1 protein-coding gene is annotated in these 24336 nt (G+C 62.8%); it reads right to left on the reverse strand.

Annotated elements, in window-relative coordinates:
- Positions 1 to 13 precede the first annotated feature (13 nt).
- Positions 14 to 24295 (reverse strand): DUF7507 domain-containing protein, encoded by a 24282-nt coding sequence (locus tag SPO_RS13775; protein ID WP_011048418.1) that lies wholly within the window; start codon positions 24293 to 24295, stop codon positions 14 to 16.
- Positions 24296 to 24336: the final 41 nt, after the last annotated feature.

Raw genomic sequence — 24336 nt, forward strand, 5'->3', positions numbered from 1 at the left:
TATGCAATGAGCCTCAGAGCGCGAAGTGCGGCGCCCCGCCCGCCGGAGGTCTACCGAACGTACTGGTCTCGTCGTCATAGACCAGGTAATCGCTGGTTTCCGGCGTCGACAGATCATCCAACAGCCATGGGACATAGATCTTGGACTGCGTGACGATGTCCAGATAGCTCTGGCTGCGGCCATGCTGATCCAGATCGGCCCCCAGTTCGTTCCAGTCGACGAACATGTCCTTCTGATCGTTCATGACGGCTCTGGACCCACTGGCGAGCGCCTCGTTCGTCCAGGCGATGACCTGCGGTGCAGAGGCCGGATAACCGACCAGGACGCTGGTGGCGTTGAGCAAAGCAGCGACAGCGTGGCGGATCAGGGCATTCTCGCCACCCCCCGTCAGGCCCAACGCATCGACCAGGGTCACGTCAGCAAGATGGGCATAGCTGACGGGAATGTCGAATACGGTGTCCAATGTCTGCTGCGGATCGTAGATCAGCGTCCCATCCGAGGTTGTCGGCCATGCAGAGGCGCCGTGCTGCGTGGCGTTGTTCTTCCAGAAGCCCGGTGTCAGACCGGCGGCCTCTCCCTGATCCACCCCGTAGTGATGCGCCAGATCGGTGTCGGTGATCGAGCGATCCTCGCCTGCAAACACCGCGGCGGCATTGCCATAGGCACCGGTCGTGGCCGAGGCATCGACCGCGCCTTCCGAGGTGAACAGCCAGGTCTCGCCCGCATCCAGCATCCCGTCGTTGTCGGTGTCGCCATCGACATAGATCGCGGCAAAATCGTCGCTGGTATCGTCCGGCGTGCCCGCGTCATCAATCACCCCGGTAAGCTTGTCCAGAACCACCTCGCCAGCCCCTTCGTTGGTGACAAGATAGGTCCAGATCAGCGGCGTGCCTTCGACAAACAACGGTCCCGGCGCATCGTTTGCGTCTTCGAGTTCGGTGGGCGCGTAGACGTTGACGGCATTGACCGCCTTGACCAGTTTCACCTGGTCCGCAACACCAGTAAGACGCGCATTGTCGGTGGCCGACACCTGCTGGTTCGAGGCACTGACCGCAACCGCGGTGGCGATGTTCTCATAGTCTCCTTCCGGCGCGATGCCCATCGAGGAGAACAGCCATGTCTCGCCCGGATCGAGCAGACCATTGCCATCGTCGCCGGACACGTAGACCGGCGCGAAGTCGTCGGACGCATGGTTCGGCGTGCCAGCATCGTCGGTCAGGCTCACGACACTCACCGCCACATCACTGGTGTTGGACAGAAGATAGGTCCAGGTCACATCCTGCCCGGCACGGACCAAGGCGGGGATCGTGTCGGCGTCCTCTTCCTTGGTCGGCTCCAGCGGATCGACCGCATTCACCGCTTTTTCCAGCGAGATTGCGGGCGTGCCCGGTGGCGGAGTTCCGTGATAGTGGGCCAGGTCGCTGTCCGTGACCTGCGCGCCCGAGGCATCGGTCGCGGTGACGATCGCAACGTTGACGTAATCGCCCGGCGTCACGATACCGACGGCGCGATAGAGCCAGGTCTCGTCAGTGTCGAGCAGCCCGTTGTTGTTGGCATCACCCGAAACAAAGGCCGGCGCGAAATCGTCGGAACCGTCGCCCGGCGTGCCGGCATCGTCGATCAGTGTTCCGACGGCAAGCGCGCCGCCGCCCGTATTCCCGACAAGGTAGGTCCAGACGACCGCGTCGCCTCCGACAAGTTCCGGGCCATTCAATGCATTGGCGTCTTCGGCAACGGTCGGGTTCCACGGATCGACCGCGTTGACAGCCTTGACAAGCGTCACTGACGAGCCGCCAGGAACCCTGGTGCCGGTGTGGTGGTTCACGTCGGTATCGGTCGCTTCGCGGCCATAGGAGTCACTGACCGTGACCCTGACCTCGTTGACATAAGCGCCGTCGGCGGCGACGCCGCCCAGGGACGCCAGCCAGGTCTCGCCAGGATCCAGCATACCGTTGCCATCATCGCCGGAAACATAGACCGGCGTGCGGTCATCCGAAGTGTCGTTCGGCGTGCCGGCGTCATCCACGATGCTGTCCAACGAGACCGAAACGGCGCCGTCATTGGTGATCAGGTAGGTCCACAATACGGCAGACCCCGTCTCCAGCACCGGACCGGGCCCGGTATCGGCGTCCTCAGCCGCGGTGGGGTTGAAGGGATCCAGCGCATTGATCGCCTTTTCGATCGTGACGGACGGCGGCGGGTCGGTGACCACGACGCCCACGTGATGGTTGCCGTCCGAGTCCGTCGGTGTCGCGCCCCGCGACCCGCGCGCCGTTACGGTGGCGACGTTTGAATAAGGCCCTGCCACGACGGTGTGATCACCGACGCCTTCGGACGTGTACAGCCACACCTCGCCCGGATCGAGACGCCGGTTTTCATTGGCATCGCCCGCGACGTAAGTCGGAGTGAACCGGCCGCCATTCGATGCTGTGTCGCTGATCGATACCCGGTGAAGCGACTCGTCCCCGGTGTTCGACACGAGATAGGTCCAGATCACATCGGTCCCGACAGAAAGCACGACGGCCTCGGCGGCGGTGTCCGCATCCTCGGCATCGGTCGGGGACCAGGGATCTGCGGCGTTGATCGCCTTTTCGATCTGGAGCCCCACCTCGATGGTGCCGGGCTCGGCCGGACCGGACGGGGTGGAACCGGCGGCCGTTTGCAGCGGCACGCGAACGGTGTCGTTCTCGGGCCCACCGGCGCTGTCAAAGGCGCCCCGGCCGTTTCCGGGCTGCGGATCACGCGGGGCACCGTGCTGGTCACCCCATTCGGGATCCTGCGGCGTGACCATGGCGATCAGGTCATAGGCCTCGGCCCGGCTGGTCGCGGCGCCCGTGGCCTCGGCCAGGTCCAACAGGAACTCGACGGCATGCGGCGATGGCAGCCGGTTTACCGTGGGCGCACCGAACCGCGAGAAGGGAACGATGAAACTGTTGTATTCGCCGGTCCAGTCGAACATCCGATCGGTACCGGTGTTGGCGATCAGAACATCGCGCCCGCCGCCGCCAAAGGCAAAATCAGCCGCACCGCCGGTGGTTTGTGGCGAAACCGCACTGTCCGAAGTGTCGTTCCGGCCGCCGTTTGTACCCAGGTTATCGTCAAGCTGGAGATAGTCGTCCCCCCAGCCGCCGAACATCCGGTCATGGCCGGTGCCGCCAAACACCACGTCGTTGCCGTCGCCGCCAAAGATCGCGTCCTTGCCATCCTCGATCAAGTTGCCGTCGTCATCGAAGGTCCGGAAGTTCAGGAAGTAATTCTCGATGATCGGGCGCGGGTCGTCCGGGTCATAGAAGGTCTGGTAGCTGCCCGTCGTACGATCATAGAACTCGGTCAGGATACCGCTGTCCGGCTCGTACAGCATCGGTGTATTGGCGATCGGCCGGGTGTCGTTGTGGAAGATCGGCAGCGCCTCGGCGCCCGAAGCCGCATCATCACCGGCGCCGGCATGGATGAAGTCGTCGCCCAAACCACCGTAGATGATGTCGTTGCCGCCCTCCTTGGGCAGGATCGCGTCGACAGTGATCTTGAGGTAACCATTCAGATCCACCTCTGCGCCGATCCAGGGTCCGGGGATCGAAAGCGTCCGCTGCGCCTCTGCCGAAATGCCGTTGAGCGGCTCGGCCAGGCCGTTGCGGCTGACCCGGATCACACCGTCGTCGCCAAGCAGACCGTCTTCGCCGGTCCCGCCGAAGATACGGTCGTCACCGGTGCCGCCGATGATCTGGTCATCGTGCCCGTTGCCATAGCCCACGTCGTTGCCGGTCATCAGGTAGATGATGTCGTCGCCGTCCTCGCCATAGACAAGGTCGCTGGCGCCAAGGCTGCCGACATCGGTGCCCGGCGTGTAGTCCAGCTGAACCACGGCACGCGGGATCAGGCGGATGTCGCTGCGCAGGTGCACCTGCGAGGGATCGACCGTATTGTTCCCGATGTCGGAGGTCCTGTCGTAGTTGTAGATCAGCCAGACGTTGGGACCACCGACGAGGTCGAAGATGTTGCCGTTATCGCCGACGATCACATCCGCGTCGCGGCCATGCTCCGACGGGGCGCCCAGCATGCTGTTTGCATCTGTGCCAAGGATGTCGATGGCGATCTGGGTCCCTGCCCCGCCAAAGATCACGTCAGACCCGTCCGGGCGCTGCTCGGGTGTTACGAGCGTGTACAAGGAAGAGCTGCCGCCAATCAGGTCGTCCTGGCCCAGGTTGCCAAAGATCAGGTCGTTGCCGCCACCACCTTCGACATAGTCGTCGCCATCGGTTTCGGCCTCGAACGAAGGCACGTGCACAAGCGTGCCGTCCGCGTCGCGTGTCGCCGACACCGCGAGGTCGAGGATCGCGCCGTCGCCCTGGACGGAGTCATCCCCGAGTTGCGCAAAGATCTTGTCGTGCGAGGCACCACCCGCGATGTCGTCATTGCCGAACTGACCATCGTTGCGCGCCTGATAGGCAACGTCGTGATAGAGCTCGGTAATCTCGAAGGCGGTCCAGGGCGATCCCGCGTGGCGCGGGTCATCGAACAGCGTTACCGTGTCCACGTTGGCCGAGCCATCGCGGTTGTAGATCGTCGACCCGGTCAGGCGCACGATGCGCGCATCCTGATCCTGGTACTGCCCCACCGCGCGCTGCGCCAGCGTGACATTGTCGCCAAAGATCAGATCCTGTTCGGTGCCACCGTCGATCCGGTCGCCGTTCGGCACTCCCTGCACGACCCGGTTCGCGCCACCGATCAGGATATCGCGCCCGGCATCGCCAAAGATCAGGTCATCACCGCCGTTGTCGATCTCTGAGCTGGCGATCGTTACGATGTACTCATAGGCCGTGGTCCGGATTCGCAGCGGCGGTTCGGTCACGTCGATCCGACCGTGGTCGCCAAAGACGACATCGTCGCCCATGCCGCCGAAGACGGAATCGTCGCCCACGATCATGGCATCGCCCGCCTCGGAAATCAGTGCGCCCGCAACCGGGATGGTCAGGATAGGCCCGGCCAGCGCGCGCTTTTCAGCGTTGGTCAGGGTATCGTCGTTGTAGAGGGTCAGATCACCGAAGATGTCGACGTTGAAGCCGCTGTCGCCCCAGATCTGATCCACGCCCTGCTGGCCGAAGATCGCGTCGTTGCCACCGCCGCCGGCCAGATGGTCGCCCTCGCGGCTGCCCATGATCAGGTCGTCGTTGCCGCCGCCATAGGCGGTCACCTTGCCCGCGCCGCCGCCCGCAGTGATCCGCGCCTGACGCAGACCGTCGGGCAGAACCGCGCCGTCTTCCAGCGTCAGGGTGAGGCCATCGGCGGATATCTCAGCGATGCGATAGCTTGCGGTCGCGCCATTGGTCAGCTCGACCTCGATCGCGCGCCCTTGGCGGAAGCCCGCATCCAGCCAGCTCGACGTTGCCTGGATGGTCAGGGCCGCGGCGTCAAAGGTCATCTCGCCGGCCAGCTCTGCGAAGACCAGGATTTCATCCTTGCCCGCGATCAGGAACGGATCGGCCAGCGGCATGACAAAGCTGGCCCGGATGTCGGCCAGCGCCTCGGAGGTGAACGGCGGGAAGGGCCGTTCGCCGAAGTTGTGGCCGTTGTTGTTTTCGCCCGAGCCGGAATAGAACAGGCCATCCTGCGATGTGTCGCCATAGATCACCAGGAGCGATTCCGAGCCGCCGCCGCCGTCGACCATGATCAGGTCACCGCCGTCCTCGGTCCGGTTGCCGCCGCCGTGGATCATGGTCAGGCCGCCATGGATCGCGGTCTCGCCGCCCTGGCCCGAGGTGGTGGGTTGCAGCGTACCGTCAATCCGCAGGGCATCGTTGCCCTTGCCCATCATGATGTTCAGGATCTCGATGCTGGACAGCAGCGGATCGGTGACGAAGTTTCCGCTCGTGTCCACCACCTGAGTGCCCCAGGAGATGCCGCCGGGCACCGTGGTGGGTTCACCAAAATCGGTTTCCTCGAAGTTGAGTTCGAGGGCCATGCCGAAGCCGGTCAGACCGGTGGGTGTCAGCACACCGGACTTGTCCTCCTGCGAGGCGTCGTCGAAAATGTTCAGGACGTCGATCTGCGCAAACTCGTCGGGCTGCGGGCCGATGTCGACGGCCTCGCCCGGCGTCTCGCCCGGCAGGATGATTGCCGGGATCAAGGTCCGGTCCGCACCGGTCGCACCACCCTCGACCGATACCGGCCCCTGGATGTTGGTCAGCCGGTGCACGGACGAGAACGACATCTTGTTCTGCAGATAGACCGGCAGGGTATAGTCCTGGTTGGCTTCGACGGTGATCTGCACCTCGGTCGCCCAGTTGCTGTCGTCGAACTGGATGGCATCGGCGACGCGAACGACACGAACGTTGCCGGTGCCCACGGTCAGCGAGCCGGATGAGGTCAGACGCAGGAACTCGCGCCCCTGATCATCGATCTCCACCAGCGCGATCTGGTACAGTCCCGCATTCGGCCCGCTGTCGATGCGGATCTCGTGCCCCGGCAGGAAGCCGTCGTCGTACCAGCTGTCGCCGTCGGTCCGCGTGATGGTGTCACCGTCGACCGTGACGCCGTTCTCGGTGACGGTTTCGTCGCCAAAGATCACCTGCCCGTTGAACAGCATGCTGATGGACACTTCGCCCAGCGAGACATTTGTGTCCGCGCCGCCGGTAAAGCTGGCACCGGCAAGCGTGATCGAGGTGTCGGTGACCGCGATGACCTCGTAGTATTCTTCGGTGCCGGTGTCGTTCGCGGTGCTGCCGGAAATCGCGATGCGCGCGCCCACATAGAGGTTGGCATCCACAAAAGAGCCCAGATCGGTGCGGGTGATCGTATCGCCCGAGAAGGTGACCGGACCATCGAAGAACTCGGCCACTTCGAAAGTGCCGACATCGACGTCCCGGATCAGTCGGTTGCTGTTGTCGGAAGTGTCGATGGCGCTGACGATGGACGCCTGCCCGTCGGTCAAGAGCGGGATCGTCACAACCTCACCCGCGTTGGGGGCAGAGGTCAGCCGGATGGTGTAATCGTCATCGGCAAGGGGTGTCACCAGGGTGTCACCCGCGCTTTCGGTGATCACCACGCCCGGGGTGTCGTTGTCCAGGACCTTGACGCCAAGAACCTGGCTAGCGGCATCATCGAATGCGCCCCCCGTCGAGGTGACCGTCGCCTGGATCTGAAGACCACGCGGATCCTCGGGTTTGCTGTCGTCGATGGCGGTCAGGGTAACGTATTTGACGCTATCCCAGTCCGAGCTGTCGAAAGTGATCGTGGGCGTGTCGAACGCCAGCTGCGCATCCGTACCCGGTGCGAACAGCTCGGCCAGCGAGATAGTGACGGTCTCGCCCGGATCGGGCGCACGGCTGAGCGAGATCCCGACCCGGTCGGTGAACCCGTCGGGCCCTTCGAGAACGCGTGTGTCGGTTCCATCATGCGTCAGGATCACGTCGGCCTGATCGTTGTCCAGAATCGTGACCTCGACGTTGCGCACGGCAAGGCCGTCGTACAGATCGACGGCGTCTTGATCGGCGCCGTTTTCATTGATCGCCTGAACGCTATGGCTGATGACGATCTTGCGTTCGCCCTCTTCCAGACTGTCATCCGAGGCGGCAATCCAGACGGTCTGCGCGTCGGACCAGTTGGTCGAGTCGAAAACCAGAACGACATCGCGGGTCGGAACCTGTTCGTCGGTCCCGTTGACCGAAACCGTGTCGAAGTAATCGCCCTCGGAGGCGCCGATCAGGACCGAGTCGCCCTCGTCCGGCAAGCCATCGTTGTTGCGATCCAGCAGAATGCGCGGCGCCTCGGTCGGGTCCCAGGCATCCTCGTCGTCCGACGAACGCGCTGCCGAAACGGTGATATAGACCCTGGTGCCGACCGCAATGGCCTCGTTGAGCGAGATCTCATAGCGGTCGCCGAAATCTCCTTCGCGAACAACGGAATAACCGTCTTCATCGCCGTTCTCGTCGAGCTCACGAATGCTGACGGGACCGCTGCCGTCCCCCGCCACGGTCATCTCGACGCCTTCGATGGACAGGCCTTCGTAGCGGCCGTCGCTGAGGACATCGTGGTTGATGACAGAGCTCTGCCCTTCCAGTCCGGCGCTGCTGATCTGCTCGGTCACATCGCTGGCGATGTTGATCACATCGCTGCCGAGGTTGCCGACGATGCGCACGGCAACACCGATGGGGGTGGACAGGACAAAGAAGTCGTCGTCGCCCTCCAGGCCATCGACTTCAAGCACCTCGATATTCTCGAAATTGACGTTCAGGCCGCCGCCAAAGACGCCATCTTCACGGATCACAAAGGCGTCGCCGAACTCGGTGCCCAGAACGATGACCTTGTCATATCCGGCGCCGCCATCGATGGAGACCGGGGCGTTGAGGTTGTAGGTTACCTGGTCCTCGCCGGTGCCGGTGTTGATGATGTTGCGGCCCTCGACCGAGTACTGGTCGAGGATCGGGTCAAAGTTCTCATCGGCCAGCGCAAAGGCGCGCACGACGAAAATATCGTTGCCCGCGTCGCCTTCCAGACGGATCTCTGCCTTGTTCGAATAGACGGTGAATGTGTCGCCGCCGTCGCCACCCTTGGCGACCAGAGACTGGGACGGGCCCGCGGTGATATAGCCGCGGGTGGTGCGGATAATCTCGGCAGGCTCATCGCCGGGGGCCGCATTCAGGTGGAAGGCCGCGCCCTCGGGATTGTTTGCGTCCAGAACGCCGTGGAACTGGCCGATCTGGAAGCGGTCTGCCCCTGCCCCGGCATCGAGCGTGGTGATCGTGCTGTTGCCGTCGACGGCGAACATGTCGTCGCCTTCAAGGCCATAGACGGTCAGTCGGCCGTTGACCGCACGGTCATAGTTGACCCGTTGCACGTTGGACGGGCGATCGCTGGAGGTCTGCGCCTGGTCGATGGCGTTGTCCAGCGAAGTGTCCGTGCCGTTCGGATTGGCATGCATCAGCGCTACAAAGCTTGGCCGGTCGGCGGTGCGGTTTTCGATCGACGTGATCTCGCGCAGCAGGAACAGGTCGGAGCCAGTCGAGCCCGTAATCGCCAGCGTGTCGGTGCCGTCATCCGGTGCGCCGGTGTCGAGCACGTTGATCAGATAGTCGCGCTCTTCGCCGTAGGTGCCGGTGGTGTTGATGACATAGACGTCGGTGCCTTCGGCCCCGTCGAGGTCAAGCGTGTCGCGATAGCCATTGTCGCGATAGGTGTCCATCGTCATCAGCGTGTTGACGGTGATCTCGTCCTCGTCGCCAGCCGTGCGGATGAAGCCTTGGGCAATCAGCTTCAGCGAATTGACGGTGATGATGTCCACATCGTCGCCGGATTGCAGCAGGAACTGGTCGCCGTTCTGATTGCCGCGGGTCTGGATGGTTCCTGTCAGCTCGGCGTTGCTTCCATAGCCGGCGTCGGCATCGGTGCCCGACCGGGACGCGCCGGTGCGGGTGGTGTCGAGCTGCATCGTTACCGTCTGGCCAGCGATCACCAGGCTGTTGGCCTCCATCGAGAGGTTGTCGCCGACCCAGAGGTCCACTGTGTTGAAGGCATCCACGCGGGCGCTATCAAAGCTTTGCACCGCGTTCTGCACGACCAGGCGAGTGCCGTTTTCCAGCAGATACAGATCCTCTGCTGGGGATGACACGTCGCGCGGCAGGATGCGCGGCACTTGTGCATGACCGTAAGGCGACGCCGGCAGGGTCGGCGTGGCGGGCGTATCCGGAATGGTCAGCCGTACAGCACCGCCTGTCGACAGGGCGTAAAGCAGATTCAACTCGTTCGCCGTCTCTGTCAGATAGACGCCAGTGTCGCCATCAGCGGTCACCACACCGGACCAGTCGCCCAGAATACCGGAATCGATATCGAAATCGTCCGAGGACAGACCGATGGAGCCGCCATCGGCCAGCAGATCGACGTTGCGACCGGTGACGTTGTCGTCTTCGCCGGCACCGGAGTTCGAGTCGAGGATGGACCCCGCGCGGGTTGTCAGCGTGACGTCGCCCAGTTCGGAATCCACCGTGTTCACGCGCATGTTGCCAGCGGTCTCTGTGATCCGGATGGTGCGCTGGGCATCTGCGGTCAGGACACCGCTCTGCGACACGTTCAGAACGCTGTCGACCAGATTGGTTTCCAGGAAATCCGCGTCGGTACCGACGCCACCGGTGCGGGCGGTCATGGTGATGTTGACGCCGCCGACGTCCCATGGATCGGGGCTGCCGTCGGTGGGATCGGAATCGAGGATGTGGCGCGGTGCCTCCAGCGTCACATCACCAGCGGACGAGTCGATCCGTCCGACGCGCAGATCGTCGAGGTCACCGCTCAGCACGGCGTCGATCTCGGTCAGAACGACATCACCGTTGGTGGCGGCATCGATGTAGTGTGCACCATCGCCATCGGTGTCGCCCTGGCGGATATTGGTATTCGCGACGATCCGGACGGTGTTGTCGCCCGGCGCGCGTACGGTGGAGCCATCTGGATCGGTCCCATTGGCCGTAATCCGGCTGCCCGCCTCGATCAGGTCGAAGTCCCAGGTGGTGACGGCCAGCTCGGTCGCCGTGGCGGAATAGCCCGCACCGGGTCCGAGATCTCGGTTCACGGTATCCGGATCATCGTAGAAGAACTGATAGTAGGTGCCATTGTCTCCGGTATCGCCAGTGACGAGAACACCCTGGCTCTGACCATCCACATCCTCGCGAACGGCAGACCGCAAGGCAAGTGACGCCTCGGTCGCCGCCGCCACGATGCCGACCGCCACGGTGGCTGTGGTCTGTGTGGTGTCGCCGGTACGGAGGCGCAGGCCAAGATCCATCCAGATGCTGTCGCCCGACGCTGCATACAAAGCTTCGTTCTCGCTGGCGACGCGGGTCAGATCCACCTTGATCGCCGTGCCATCGAGTCCGATGTCGCCCGAGGTCGCCTCGATCCCGTGGAACAGCGAGACGATACGGGTCGCGGTCCCGGCGGTAATCGAAGAGGCGCGGGTCAGTGTCAGCCTATCGCCGTTCACCTCGGCCACCTGGTGTACCTCGTCACCGACGCGGATCAGGCCACGTTCCCCGATCCCCATGGCGGACCAGTCCCCACCATCTGTCCGCACCAGCTCGACCGCGCCCGAGGCCCCGGTTTGCGCGGTGACTTCCAGTTCGGCTACCGTGTGGGACATGAACTCTGTATCGCGGAAGCTGCGCGCCAGGTCGGCATCGCCCATCGTATTGGTACGGATGACCGCGCCCTCGGTCAGGATGTCGCCACCCGTGTTCAGGATGCGGGTCTCGCCCAGCGGGTTCTCAATTGAGGCGCCGTCGACGTTGCTCCCGGCAAGAACGATGTTTCCTGCCCCAAGATTGCGGATGTCGATCAGGGCGTTGCCATAGTTTTCCTTGATCGAGAACTGCATGGCGCTTTCGACAGTATCCAGGTCGACCAGCAGCACGCGGGCATGACCGGCCTCGGCGATCATGTCGATCCGGTTCACCACCAGATCGTAATTGGACAGGTTGGTCAGCCGCACTTCGCCAAACCCGCGCAACACGCGCAGTTCGGCCCAGTGTTTGCCATCGAAATTTCCGTTCTCCTGGCTGATGCTGCCAAGCGGCGCATTGAAAACAACCGACCCAAGGTTCGCGGCGATGATGTCATCAACGACGATCTGGTCGCTCCCGTTGAAGTCGCTGAACGCATCCGAACCGACCTCGGGCAATACGAATGCACCGCTGTCATTCAACAGTCTGACGTTATAGGCCCGGACCACATCACCGCTGGCGTCAACCACCAGTTCCGGTGACGGGCCCGCGCTGATTTCGATATCAGAATCCCATTCGATCAAGTCGCCGGTGACACTCACGTAGACTGCGAGGTCATTGTAACCCGGATAGGTGTTCAACGCGCTGGGCGGAACGTTGTCGACATGGACATTCTCACCGCCGATCAGACGCGGCGCAGCAAAGATGGTCGCACCGGCATCGCCATCGATAACGGTACGCGTGCTTGCAGAACCAAAGGTTTCGCCGGTCCCGGCGCCAATCCCCCAGAACACCGCCCGATAGTCGCTATCGTAGCTGTAGCTCGCCCGATTGACTTCAAAATCGACACCGCGGCGACCCTGAATCAGGGTTCCATCGGTCAATTGGTCCTTGCCTGCAAGCAGGCTGCCTTCGATCAGCACCGCGGAATCATAGTCGAAGTCACTATCGGACTCGGCGCGCGTGCCGCCGAACAGGCCCCCGGCCTCGGCCCGGGCATAACTGTCCATGGTCAGATCGCCAGACAGCGAACTGGAGGTCGGGTTGTCGAAGATGCCCATGTTGGCACTGACATCAACGGTTTCGGCATCGATCGTGGCGCCATCACCAATGACCGAATTCGAACGGGCAGTCAGATCATTTTCCACATAGGCACCGGCGCCGGCGATCAACCCGCCACCGTCGGCTATGACCTCGGCCGTATGGTCGAAATCAAGCTGTGAGTACTGGCGGTAATTGCCTGCCGCCTCGATCGTGACGTCCTGCGCCTGCACTTCGGTCAGTTCCGTGACCGCGCTGTCGATGCTCAGGATCGTGGCTGAAGTCCCCTCTGTTGTGCCCCCTGTGATGCGGGTCAATTTGCCCACCGCGGTGGTCGAATAGCTGGTGGCGATCTGATCGCCATCCGAATTCTGAACGCTGAGGAGACCGCCCGCGATATTGCTGACCACAAGGTCGAGGCTGGTGTCAGTCAGCGAGTAGAGGGTCACATCGCCGCGCGCACGGACGAGGTCCGCGTTGATGTAGGCCTGCGCCATCACATCCGCGCCGGAATCGGCAACGGGGAAGGTGAACCCGATTCCAGCGCCGCCGCCCCCGCGCGCCTCGGCCTTGGTCTGACCGTCAAACGCAACGAGAACGGCCTCGCGGATGTCGCGGCCCTCGGTCGTTTCCAGGCCCATGCCCGTGGCATCCGTCGGATTGCCGGGAAGCGCATCCAGAATGACACGGAACTCGTGCCGGCCTTCGACAGGCGCGCCCAGGTTCACCTCGACCCGTTCCAGCCGGTTCGCATTGGACAGGGCCTGAACAACCACGGAGCCGTTTGCCAGAATGACGTTCACGGTGCCCGCAAAGGACATCGTGTTGCCCGACGCGTCGCGCAGGACAAAACCGTCAGCCAGTGCGCCGCCGTTGCTGGTAACGCTGTAGGTCGTCCCTTGATCCAGCCCGATGATCGGCAGGTCGGCAGCCCTGGTCAGCGACTGCACCGCGTCGTTGCTGGCCGAGCGGGTCAGCGCGATCGGAGTGATCGCGATGTTGTTTGAGGAGTCGTTTGGATCCGTGTAACCCACGGATTCGAAATATGTTTCCGCCAGCTGAATACGATAGGCGTCAACCACTATGACATAGTATCCACGGCCGGAGATCAGCCCGCCGACGGGCGTTCCGCCATTCTCGACCTCGTACACGACCAAGTCGCCGTTGGCAAAACCGTGCCCCTCGTACACATCGTCGCGGTTGAGGTCGGTGCCCAGATAGATCGTGTTGTTGTCCGTGGTGAGAAGCTCGCCGCTGCTGTTCGTGTCCGGCGTTTCAGCGCTGCCCTGAAGGTCGACGAACGAAGCCTCGAAGCGCTTGGTCGTCCCGGTGTTCGAATAGGTCACCAGATCATTTGCCGCAAAGGGCATCGTGGCCGGATCGATAACGCCGGACGAGATGTTTCCGCCCGAGAACGTCAACCGGTCGGTGCTGGGGTTGAAATCCGAGGTTGCCAGACGGATGGTGAATTCGTCCACCACGCGCACCTGATAGGTCGCGTCGGCGGTCAGCCCGCTGATCGGCGCGCCGCTGGGTTTGTAGACGACCTGCATGTCGTCCTTGAAGCTATGCGCATAGGCAAACCGGATGGTATCGCTGAGTGCATCCACCTGCGCCGCACCCTCAGGCGCCGCCTGGTAAATCAGATGGGTACCGGTCGACGCGGTCAGGTTCACCGGCGTGCCAGTGCCGTTCTCGGCATCGGACTGGTTCGTGTACAGCTCGATCGCGTTCAGGTTCGCATCGACCACGCGGACGTAATACAGCTGCCCGGCGGGCGCCACGGCAGCTGCGCCGCCCGGATCGTAACCGACAAGCTGGCCGGTATAGAGATCGGACGAAGCCCCCAGATAGATGCGGTCGGCGGCGGCATCGACGCCCACCGGCGCCTCGACATCGAGGAGGCCGTTCTGCGAGGTGGTGTCCTGGGCTTGCGCCTCGGTCTCGTAAAGCTCGATCACGAAGTCATTGATCGCACGGACATAAGCCATGCCGCTGGTGGCGGCATCGCTGGACACGGTATCGCCGGTCGCAAGCCCATGGGGCGAGATGAAGGTGATCTGGTCAGTGCCCGCATCGACCTGGGAAATCGCCGCCGAGACACCGATCACCGGCAGGTCGGCCGCAGTCGCCAGGAAACTTTCCGAGGCATCGACGGTCAGCGCCGCGCCGAAACGGAAATTGTCGGTCGGATCGGGCGAGTTTCCGGCGATCTCCATCACCGTATAGGTGCCGTTTGCCGATCCCGCCCCGGTCAGGGCGACGGCATCGCCTTCCTGCAGCCCGTGCCGTTCAAAGTTGATGGTGTTATTGCTGTCGTCCATCGTCAGCGTGTTCGACGGCGGGTTGGCATTCCCATCCTCGACCACCGCACCCACGGTGACGTCATCCGCGATGATCACACCATTGTCGCCCAGGAAGGCCTCGACGTCATTCTTCGCATAGGCATCCGACACCGAGGCCCCGACAAGGATCACACCCCCGCCATAGGCGCTGGCCTTGCCCTTGGCTTCGCCAACGATGTTCGACGCGGTCACGATAAGGTCACCGGTCAGGTCCAGCGAGGCGCCGTCGCCTGTGTAGGCGGCGGTGCGGGTGTAGGTGTAGGCGCTGGTTTGCGCGCCTCCCCCGCCAATCAGGGCTCCGGTACCGACCAGCACGTCCGAGAACGTGCCTGCCTGGCTGGTGGCCTCGACCGTGACATTGCGGCCGGTCACTTCGACGTTGTCGCCAATCCAGGCGAACGAGCCACTGCTCAGGTCGGAATCCGACAACAGGACCGAAATGGCCAGCCCGCCGCCCGATCCCACGTCACCATCGACAGCGGCATAGTCGAACGAGGTGATGCTTTTCACCGTCAGGTCACCGGTCAGGTCAATGACCGCCCCGTCGCCGATCCAGGCATCGGCATTCGAGTATGCCGAGTTGTCGGCAGACCCCACATAAGCGGTACCGGTGCTGCCTGCACCGCCGGCAATGCTGACGGCCACGACCAGAAGATCGACGGACGCCTTCCTTTGCTCTGCATTGGCAGTGACCGTCAGATTGTCGGCCCCGATATCGGTACCCGCGCCGACATAGGCTTCCATTGTCGTGGTGACATAGGCGGTGGGAATGAGCGCGGCGATGGCAATCGCCCCCCCCGATCCACCATGGGTGTAAGCGTAACTGTCGCTGTTCTCGATCGCGGTGATGGTGACGTCGCCGCCATTGATCATCGTTGTGGCGGCGGCGTTGCTTCCAGGCGTGGTGCCATCCCCGGGGCCGAAGCTGGCCGATGTTTCCCCCATGATGGCGCTGTCAGCCGAACCGCCGCTGCCGGTGATCGCGGCGACGCCCGCAGCAAGCACTTCGCTGTCGGCATCGCGGAAAGCGTCGGCGGTGACGGTCAAGGCACCGCCGGTGATCTGGGTGCTTTGGCCAACATTGGCAATGACGTCAGTGTTTATGGTCGTGCTGGCCAGCAGCGCCGTGATCGACAAGCCGCCGCCCGAACCGCCATCCGACAGGGTCTCGGCGAAAGCCTCGGACACGGCCTGCACGGTGGTGCCGCCCGCCCCGATCGTCAGCGTGGTGGGAACTGTTGACGACGCCCGGTCGCGATCGGCCCCCACGGTGGCACGGGTGGTGCCGGTGATCGTCGCCACGGCATTCGAACCCGCGCCGGCCAGCAGGCCGACGGCGGCACCGGTGATCTCGGCATAGGCGTCCAGATAGCTGTCGGCGTCGACGATGAGGGCACGGGCGGTGATGATCGCTCCTTCGTCCACGATGGCCAGGATATCGCCGGAAATGTTGACCCCCGACAGCGAGGCACTGATCGCGCCGCCGCCGACGGTGACCGCGGTCGCGTCGACATCGGCATAATGCGTGGCGTCGGCATCAACCTCGACTTTACCCGAGCCTTCCTCGGTACCGTTCGCGGTGACTGTCTGGCGCGCGCTCCCCTCGGGGAGACCGATCAGCGCCTCGACGCTGCGGCTGACCATCACGTTGCCGCTGGCGCCCTCTTCCGCATCGGGCGCGGCACCGATCCCGGCGCCGGTGAGCAGGCCGACGCCCACAGAGATCAGGCTGACGTCCGCGGTGGCATTGCTGACCGAGGTCACCCGAACATTTCGGCCGGTGACAATGGATGTACCGGTGATTCCGCCCCGCACAAGGCCGGTGACCTCGGCACTGGCCAGCATGACGGAAATCGACACCGCGCCAAATGCACCGCCCTGCGCGGTGGCATAAGCCAGTGTGTCGATCTGCGCGTCGACGACAACATCGCCTGCGCTCGCCGTGACTGTGGAGCCGTCGATCAAGGCGGTCACGTCGCTGTTCACCAGCGCCTCGGCGGATACGCCCGCACCCGAAATTGAGATCGGGACAACGGCGATGGATGCAGCAGTGCCCGTGGACTTCATCACGTTTTGTTCGGCATAGGCATCCACGGTGACGTCGGCGGCGGCGGTAACGGTGCTGGCCTGTACAATCTGGGCGGTCACATCACGGTCGATCTTGTTCTCGATCGCGACGCCTGCCCCGGCAAGGCCTGCGAGGCTGATCGAAACGGTGACGCCGATGGCCTCGCTGTCGAGCGAAGTGTCATCCGAGGCATCCACCGTCACGTCACCTGTGGCATTGACGGTGCTGCCGTCGATCGACGCGGTAACGGACCCAAGCGCTTGGTTTTGCACGATGACCACGGCAGCGTTCACGGTGATCGAGATCAGCGAGATCGCAGCAGAGACGGATACGGCGACGGTGGTGTCATCGAAGGTGACGTTGGAATCCGCCTGAACCCGGACATCCCCGGAAAGGTTATCGGTGATTTCGGTATCTTCGTCGGCGCCTGTAGCAGCAACGGTCGAGTTGGTGATGTTGGCGTCCAGCGTCGAGTTGAGCGTGTTGTACACCCCTGCCCCGGCGCCCGAGACGGATACGGAAACGCCATCCTTCAGGTTCAGCGCGACGCTGAACGCGAGAGAGGCGGCGACCCCGATGCCATCCATGGTCGAGACATCCTCGGCATAGACGTCGACGGCGCCGCCAGAGACGCGCGGCACGCCGGTGCTGTCGGTGGAATCGACGATCTCGGCCGTGATCGTGTTGCCGATGGTATTGGCGACATAACCGCCCGCGCCGCTGATCGCGATGGCGGTTTGTTGGCCGATTGAAATCGAGGCGGCAGCGCCCACTGAAATCGACTCGATGGACGCGGTGCTCCTGGCGTGCACGCTGATCGTGTCGCGCGCCTGAACCGTGGAATCCGAGATCCGCGCGGTCACCACATTGTCGATATCGTTGACCGACACGAAGGCGGCCAGAGCGATCGAGATCGCCGGATCGCCGAAGGACAGGCTGATCGCGCCGCCGTCGGCGCTGGCAAAGATATTGGCCTGATCATAGGCCAGAACATCGACCTTGCCGACCTTGTCGCCGTCGTTCACCCCTGCAACGGTGCTGTCTGCGGTGATCTCGGCGACGATCGTGTTGTCGATGTCATTAAAGGCGAAACCGCCTGCAAGGCTCGCCGAGATCGAGGCGTCGCCGGGGCTGATGGCGACCGCGCCCGCCACACCGATGGCGATGGCGTTGATCGTCGCATCCTCGGTCGCGTCATAGTCGAAGTCGGCAATCCCGGCGAGCTGGTCCTGCGCGTTCTGCGAAGTGGTCGGTACCGTACTGGCGCTGACTGTCACATCGCCTCTGGTCAGGATGTCCGACCCCGAAACCCGGGCCACAATGCCGTTCTCTATCTCATTGACCGAAACCGAAGCGGCGATGCTTGCAGCAACCGCTGTTCCGCCACTGGCTACGGCCAGGGTAAATGACCCGGCCAATGCGAAAGTGTCGATGGTCGAGCCATCCTGCGCCAGAAGTGTCGCGTTGCCGCCGCCGCTGCTGGTGAAGGAGGAATCCGTCAGGGATGCCTCGGTATCGAAGCCGATCCGGCTGATCGCAACGCTGCCCGCGCCAGAGAAACCGATGGCGGTACTGTCGGTGAGGCCGATATTGGCGGACACCGATACGCCCAGCACGAATGTGTCGATATCGGCGCCGGAAATCGCGCCGATGGACAGGGCGCCATCATCCGTCGTCAGCGTGGAACCGTTGACCGTCGCACCCACGTCGGGGGTGGTGACATCCGCGAGCCCCTGAATATCGTTGACCGCCACGGCGATGCCGAGCGAGACCGACGCGGTCGAACTGAGGCCCAGCGCGATCCCGACGCCGCCCGCGTCGGCCTTGATCTTCGAGGTCTCGCCCAGACCGCCCTCGATGCGGATGCCCTTGTCGCCGCCGGTGATCGTGGCGCCGTCGACATCGGCCAGCGCCCGGATGCGCAGCCGGTTGCCCGACCCGGTCCCGGCCAAGGCAATCGCGGCATCCCCCTGTGAGGCGGTTCCCGCCCCGGCGATTGTCAATGCGGTGATCTCGGCCGTCAGGTCGGCCTGAATGACGACGTCATCGTCGCCGGTGTTCAACACGGTGCCCGCGGTAATCGCCGCGCCATCCACGATGGCCATCGTATCCGAGCTGAGGTCGTTGATCGCTATCGACAGGCCCAATCCGCCCGCAAAGCCACCACCGCCGCTGCCGGCAAGGGCCAGTGCCAGCCCAAATCCGCCCGCGTCGGCGTCGATCTTGGCATTTTCCTTGGCGCTGACCGTCACCGCGCCCTTGGTCGCGGTCAGTTCGGTCTCGTTATCGTCCTCGGTCACCTCGGCATAGACGACGGTGTGCAGGTTGTTGACGGATACGGATCCCACGCCACTGAACGCATAGGAACTGCCGCCAGAACTGTTCGAGATCGCCAGCGCTACACCGTATGTGTAATTCTCGATCTCGGACTGGTTGTCGGCCTTGACGGTTATGTCGCCGTCCATAACCTCGATAACGGAATCGTGCACACGGGCAATGACCTCGAACGGCTCATCCTCGGTGCCGATTTCGTTGACGCTGATGGCAATGCCGACCGCGGCAGAGGTGCTGCTGCCGCTGACGCCGCCGGAATAGGAGAATGCCAGCGCACCGGAAATCGACAGGATGTCGGGCGCGGCCGTGGCCAGAACCTGGGACGACCCCTTGTAGACGGTAGCGTCGGAATCCGACATGTAGGACCGCACCTTGCCCGACAGCAGGTTGACGCCGACCGAAATGGCAACACCGGCCGAAATGGTGCTGTTGCTTTGCGAGGTGGTGACCGCGCCGCCCAGGCTGCCGGCAAGCGAGAAGATGTCGCCCACCCGGAACGCGTCGATGATCATGCCACCGTCGCCGGTTGCCTCGACGCTGCTATCGTTGGGGTCCGGGTCCTCGGTGATCGAAAAATCGGTGCCCAGAACCAGTGCCTCGGTGTCGCCTGACACAGTGTTGACACTCACGGCGCCCGCGACGCCAACCCCGGTCTGGGTTCCCGAATTACCGGTCTGCCCGCGCGAAACGGCAAGCGCAAAAGAGCCAGACACAGAAACCACCTGGGTTTCGTTGTTCGACGTGACTTCCAGAGAGCCGGCCTTCACCTGCCCCGCGTCTGTGATCGCGGCGCGCGTGGTGTCCTTGACGAAGTTCAGCGCAACCGAGCCAGAGATGCCCACCCCGGTGGTGACCGGGTTCTCCACGGGCGTATCGCCGAACAAAATGCCCAGAGACACGCCGTCGAGCGGATCGTCAGATCGGTCGGGATGCTGTTCATTGGACTGGATGGCGCCCGCAATCGAAAAGCCCCAGATCGCGCCGTCGTTGATTGCCCGGACCGATAGCTTGCCATCAAGGTCGAGGTAATTGGCGCTCGCCGCCGTATAGGATGCCTCGGCGTCCGGCTCCTCGGGGCCGATCACGGCGCGCGTGTTGCGGGTCACGTCGTTGACCGCGATCGACACGCCGACGCCGACGGATTCCCCCAGAAAAAGGCCGCCGGTGATGCCGATATGGGTATCCAGCGAACCGGCATACAGACGCGCATCCTCGCCCGTCACACGGGCGCGGTTGCCCAACTGGACCAGCGTGTCGCTGTTCTGCTTGATGACCGAGATGGTGCCGCCGACCCCAAATCCCGAATCCGAGGCTGCGCCGGACTGGGCAAAGCCCAGGTTGAACAGCGCCTCTTCGGCCTTCATGTTGAAGCCGCCCGAGCGGCCGGTGAAGATCCGCGCGTTGTCCTCGACGATTGCGTGCGTGGTGTTGTCCACCAGCTTGACGTAGAGCGTTGCGCCAATACCGCCCTTGCCACCACTATTGCCAGCGACGCTGGGCGACTCCGTGTCGAACGGCGTCCCGCCGTCGAAGGACGCGCCGCTGCTGGACACGTACAGATCATTCAGGCCCAGCGAGCCAAACGACCAGCCGAAGATCCCGGCCATGTCGATCTGCTGCATATAGGACGTAGCCTCGACCGAGACGACCTCCTGACCGAAATAGGGATCGGTTTCGTCCGCGTTGAACGAGGCGTCCTGGTTGATCAGCGCGCCGTCCTTCACAGTGGCAATCGCCGTCGTATCCTGAACCTGGAAGTTGATCGAACCGGCAACAGAGACGTTGTCCCCTTTCGAGGTCGAGGACGACCACGTGTTCAGGAAACTCGACAATCCAAAGGTATCGTCGACATATTGCGTGATGGCGCCGTAACCCTCGGTCTTGAACATGTCGACCACCTCGCCCGCCGTGGTCGGCAGGAACTGGTCAAGCGTCTGGGCAAAAGGATAGGTCACACCGGCAATCACGCGGGTCGCCCGCTTGGCGTCCATCTCGGCGCCGCCGTGAATTGTCGCCTGCGCGTCGTTGTCGGTGATCGTCAGAATGACCGCCGCGCTGATCGTGTTCGGAGCACTTTGCTCTCCGGTCTCGTTTTCTTCCTGCGGTTCGGTACTCGACTGTGCGAACGCCTTGTTCAGGTGTTCGATCTCGGCCTTGACCTCCAGATCTTCACCAGACGAGATCCGCGCCGTCGGATGCACGTTCACCGACACATCGTGATCGTTATAGGCAAAGGCCAGCGCGACCGCCGCGCTCAGGCTGTTGGGGCTGGCGCCAGCGCTGTTCATGGCCGAGTTCGACGAAGACTCGGTCGAAATGCGTCCCATCATGGAAGAGAAGATGTTCCCCAGCGCCGAATCGTTGAGGTTGTAGCCATCGGGGGAGTTCGAGCCGTTGGAATCCGCGGAACTGAGGCCCGCGCCGGCCTCTGTCGTGGTCTCGACCTCCAGCTTGGCGCCGATACCGACGCCGGTGGCGAAACCCGCATCCAGAATATGCGCGGCCCGAAGGGTAAAGTCGTCGCCGGTCACATTGCCAAGCTCGATCGCGACGCCCGCATAAGCCTCGTTCTCGGTCTCGGCAAGCTGGATGGTCTGGCCGTCGGCCCCATAGAAAGAGCGGGCGCCGCCATCCAGATTGAACTGGTTGGTGCCGGTAATGACATAGTAGGTATTGCCGCTGACCAGCCCTTCGATTTCAGAGCCCGCGGCCGCCTCGTAGATCACCGCCTGCCCCAGCGGATAGGTCTGGTCGAGAGTGGTGAAATCGGTTCCGGATCCGGTCAGGGCGCCGTTCGACAGTTTGATCTCGCCCTTCTCGGAATCGACGTCGGCGCCGGTGAACGACTTGTTGTTGGTCGCCGGATAAAGCGGGCTGCTCGCCGTACCGTTGAACTCGACCAGGTCGACGGCATCGCCCCGGAACACGCTGTCCTCGAACTTGGCCAGCTGGATATAGTTTGGATCGGCCGAATCCTTGAGCACGTAATAGGTCGCACCGTCGATCAGGCCGCCGATGTTCTGTCCGCGGCTGGAGGTGTAGACGACCGTATCCTCGGTCGCCAGCGCGTTCGGACCGACAAAGATCCTGTTATTTTCAAGATCGACATAGCCGCGCTCGCCCGGTGCTGCGAGCGGATCGAACTCCAGCTTGACCACCGCGCCCGGTTCGTTGCGGCTGATGACCGTGCCATGGATGTTGGTGTGAACATCGGCATCCGACAGCTCGATCGCCAGCGCCGCCCCGGCCGCACCGGAAGCGAACAGGCCAGAGGTGGCCGAGGCCTGCGAATCCACCGAACCGCCCGCCAGCAGATTGGCCGTCAAACCCGCCTCGATCGTCGCACCCTCGGCAACCGTCAGCGTCGAAGACAGGGTGGACCGCGCCACCGCCAGCGACAGCGAGACCTGGCTGCTGGAAGACGTCGGAACGGTGCCAAGGCCTGTATTGGTCTCGACTGACATGTTGGCGGTCGAAGAGGCGTCGGAGGTGACGACGACGAAACCGTCGGAATAGATGTTGGCGTCGCCGATATCGACATCGGCATTGGCCGTTGAATCCGCCCAGCCGAGACTGGCGATCGAGAAGCCCGCCGAGCCAGAGGCGTTGGTGACGGCGTTGGCATAGATGCCCACCGCGGAATGGCCGACAATATTGGCGCCGTCAGCAACCGTAACCTTGGCGTCGGTCTTTTTAACGAGGATCTGGAACGGCAGGCCCAGAACCGACGTGACCTGACCCAGCAGCGGGCCGACCAGATTGGTGTCCAACGCTGACGAGATTTCCAGCTGTTCAGCATAGCCGCGCTCTTCGGCCTGGGCGATCAGGTAGACGCCGCCCGCCTCGATGCTGGCATTCTCTCCGATGTCGACGGCAGCGTATTTGGGGATACCCGGAAAGATCGGCGACAGGTTTTCCAGCTCGGCCGTGCCCAGACGGCGGCTGCGGAACTCGATAAACCCGTCTTCCGAGGTGTCGCCGGTGATCGAGACGTTGTCGTTCACCGTGATCGTCTCGGCAATGACCTGCATCGACCCGCTGCTGCCAAGGTCGATGCTGCCCGAGAAGGTCACGTCATCTTCGCCGCTGTCGCCCAGAAAGGTCTCTGCCCCCTCGTATTCGCCGTAAATGTACAGCGATGCGTCCCAGTTGGCCGAAAGACTCTCGACTGTCAGTGTATCGGACCCGGATTTCAGGTTGATGGTCAGCGAATTGGTCGGGTTGACGAAGGTGATGTTCTCGAATGTCGGTGTGAATCCACCGGTTGTGCCGATGTACATAGTGCCCGCATTGAAGGAGTTCAGCACTGCATCGTCGTCATAATCCGTCAGGTCGATCACCAGATCGTCCGAGGCGGAATTCTGTGTGATCGGTTCCAGCCCCAGATAGACCAGCGCGGTGCCGTCCAGCAGGATCTGACCATCGTTGGCCGTCGCGGCCTGATAGGACACGCTGGAATAGCTGCCATCCAGAACGAGGCTGTCAAAATCGCCATCACCGCCATCGATGGTGATGCCTTTGCGCATCTCGCTGGCCGCGAGATAGAACGTGTCGTCGCCCTGGGTGCCAGCCAGCACCTCGATGCCGCTGAACGCGATATCGAACGTCGCAACTTCTGCGTCATTGCTGTCGCGCAGCGTGACCGACGCCACGCCCGACGCGCCCTCTTCGGTGACATCGTCGATGTGCCAGTCGGTATAGGTGCGCAATCCGTTCTCCAGATCGCCTCCGACGACTCGCAAAGTGTCGGTACCTTCTCCACCTTCGACTTCAAAGAGCGGCAAATTCGATGATTGTTTCGAAATTTCGAACAATGAAAGGGCGTCTATCTCGATCCGGTCGTCTTTTTCCGTCGAGATTACACGGATCTGAGAGCTCAGCGGGACCGTATCAACCCCGCCAAAAGCCTGCGCAATTTGTGCGCCACTGGAGTTCAAGGCGCGCAGGGCGGCCCCTGATTCTGACTGGAATCCCTCAAGTCTCAGGGCAGCCGTATCAACCTGCATCGCGTCCGCCATCGAGACCGCGAAATCAGCTGCCAGCAAGAGCCTTGGCTCAAGTTGCTCCACATGAACTTTGCGCCCGCTAGTCCCTGATTTCCGGGCAAATAGTGACCGGCTGTCGCGTCGCGAACCAGGTATCTTCAAGCCCCGAATGAAAGGGAACGACATAGCTACAAAACCCCCCTGACCACGACACTTCATTTGTTTTTCGTTTGACAAAGCATCGCGTGGCAAAACGCCTATTAATGCTAAAAAGCTTAGACAAAACCGAGGCTTTTGGCTACTAATTACTTTGGGGGCCATATCGTTCAGGGAGAAGAAACAATGACATTTGAGGGGGTTGA

Source organism: Ruegeria pomeroyi DSS-3, from assembly GCF_000011965.2.
GTDB classification, from domain to species: domain Bacteria; phylum Pseudomonadota; class Alphaproteobacteria; order Rhodobacterales; family Rhodobacteraceae; genus Ruegeria_B; species Ruegeria_B pomeroyi.

Excerpts from the sequence above, each read along its gene's own strand:
- SPO_RS13775 (WP_011048418.1), bottom strand. The coding sequence starts at position 24,295 with ATGGCCCCCAAAGTAATTAGTAGCCAAAAGCCTCGGTTTTGTCTAAGC.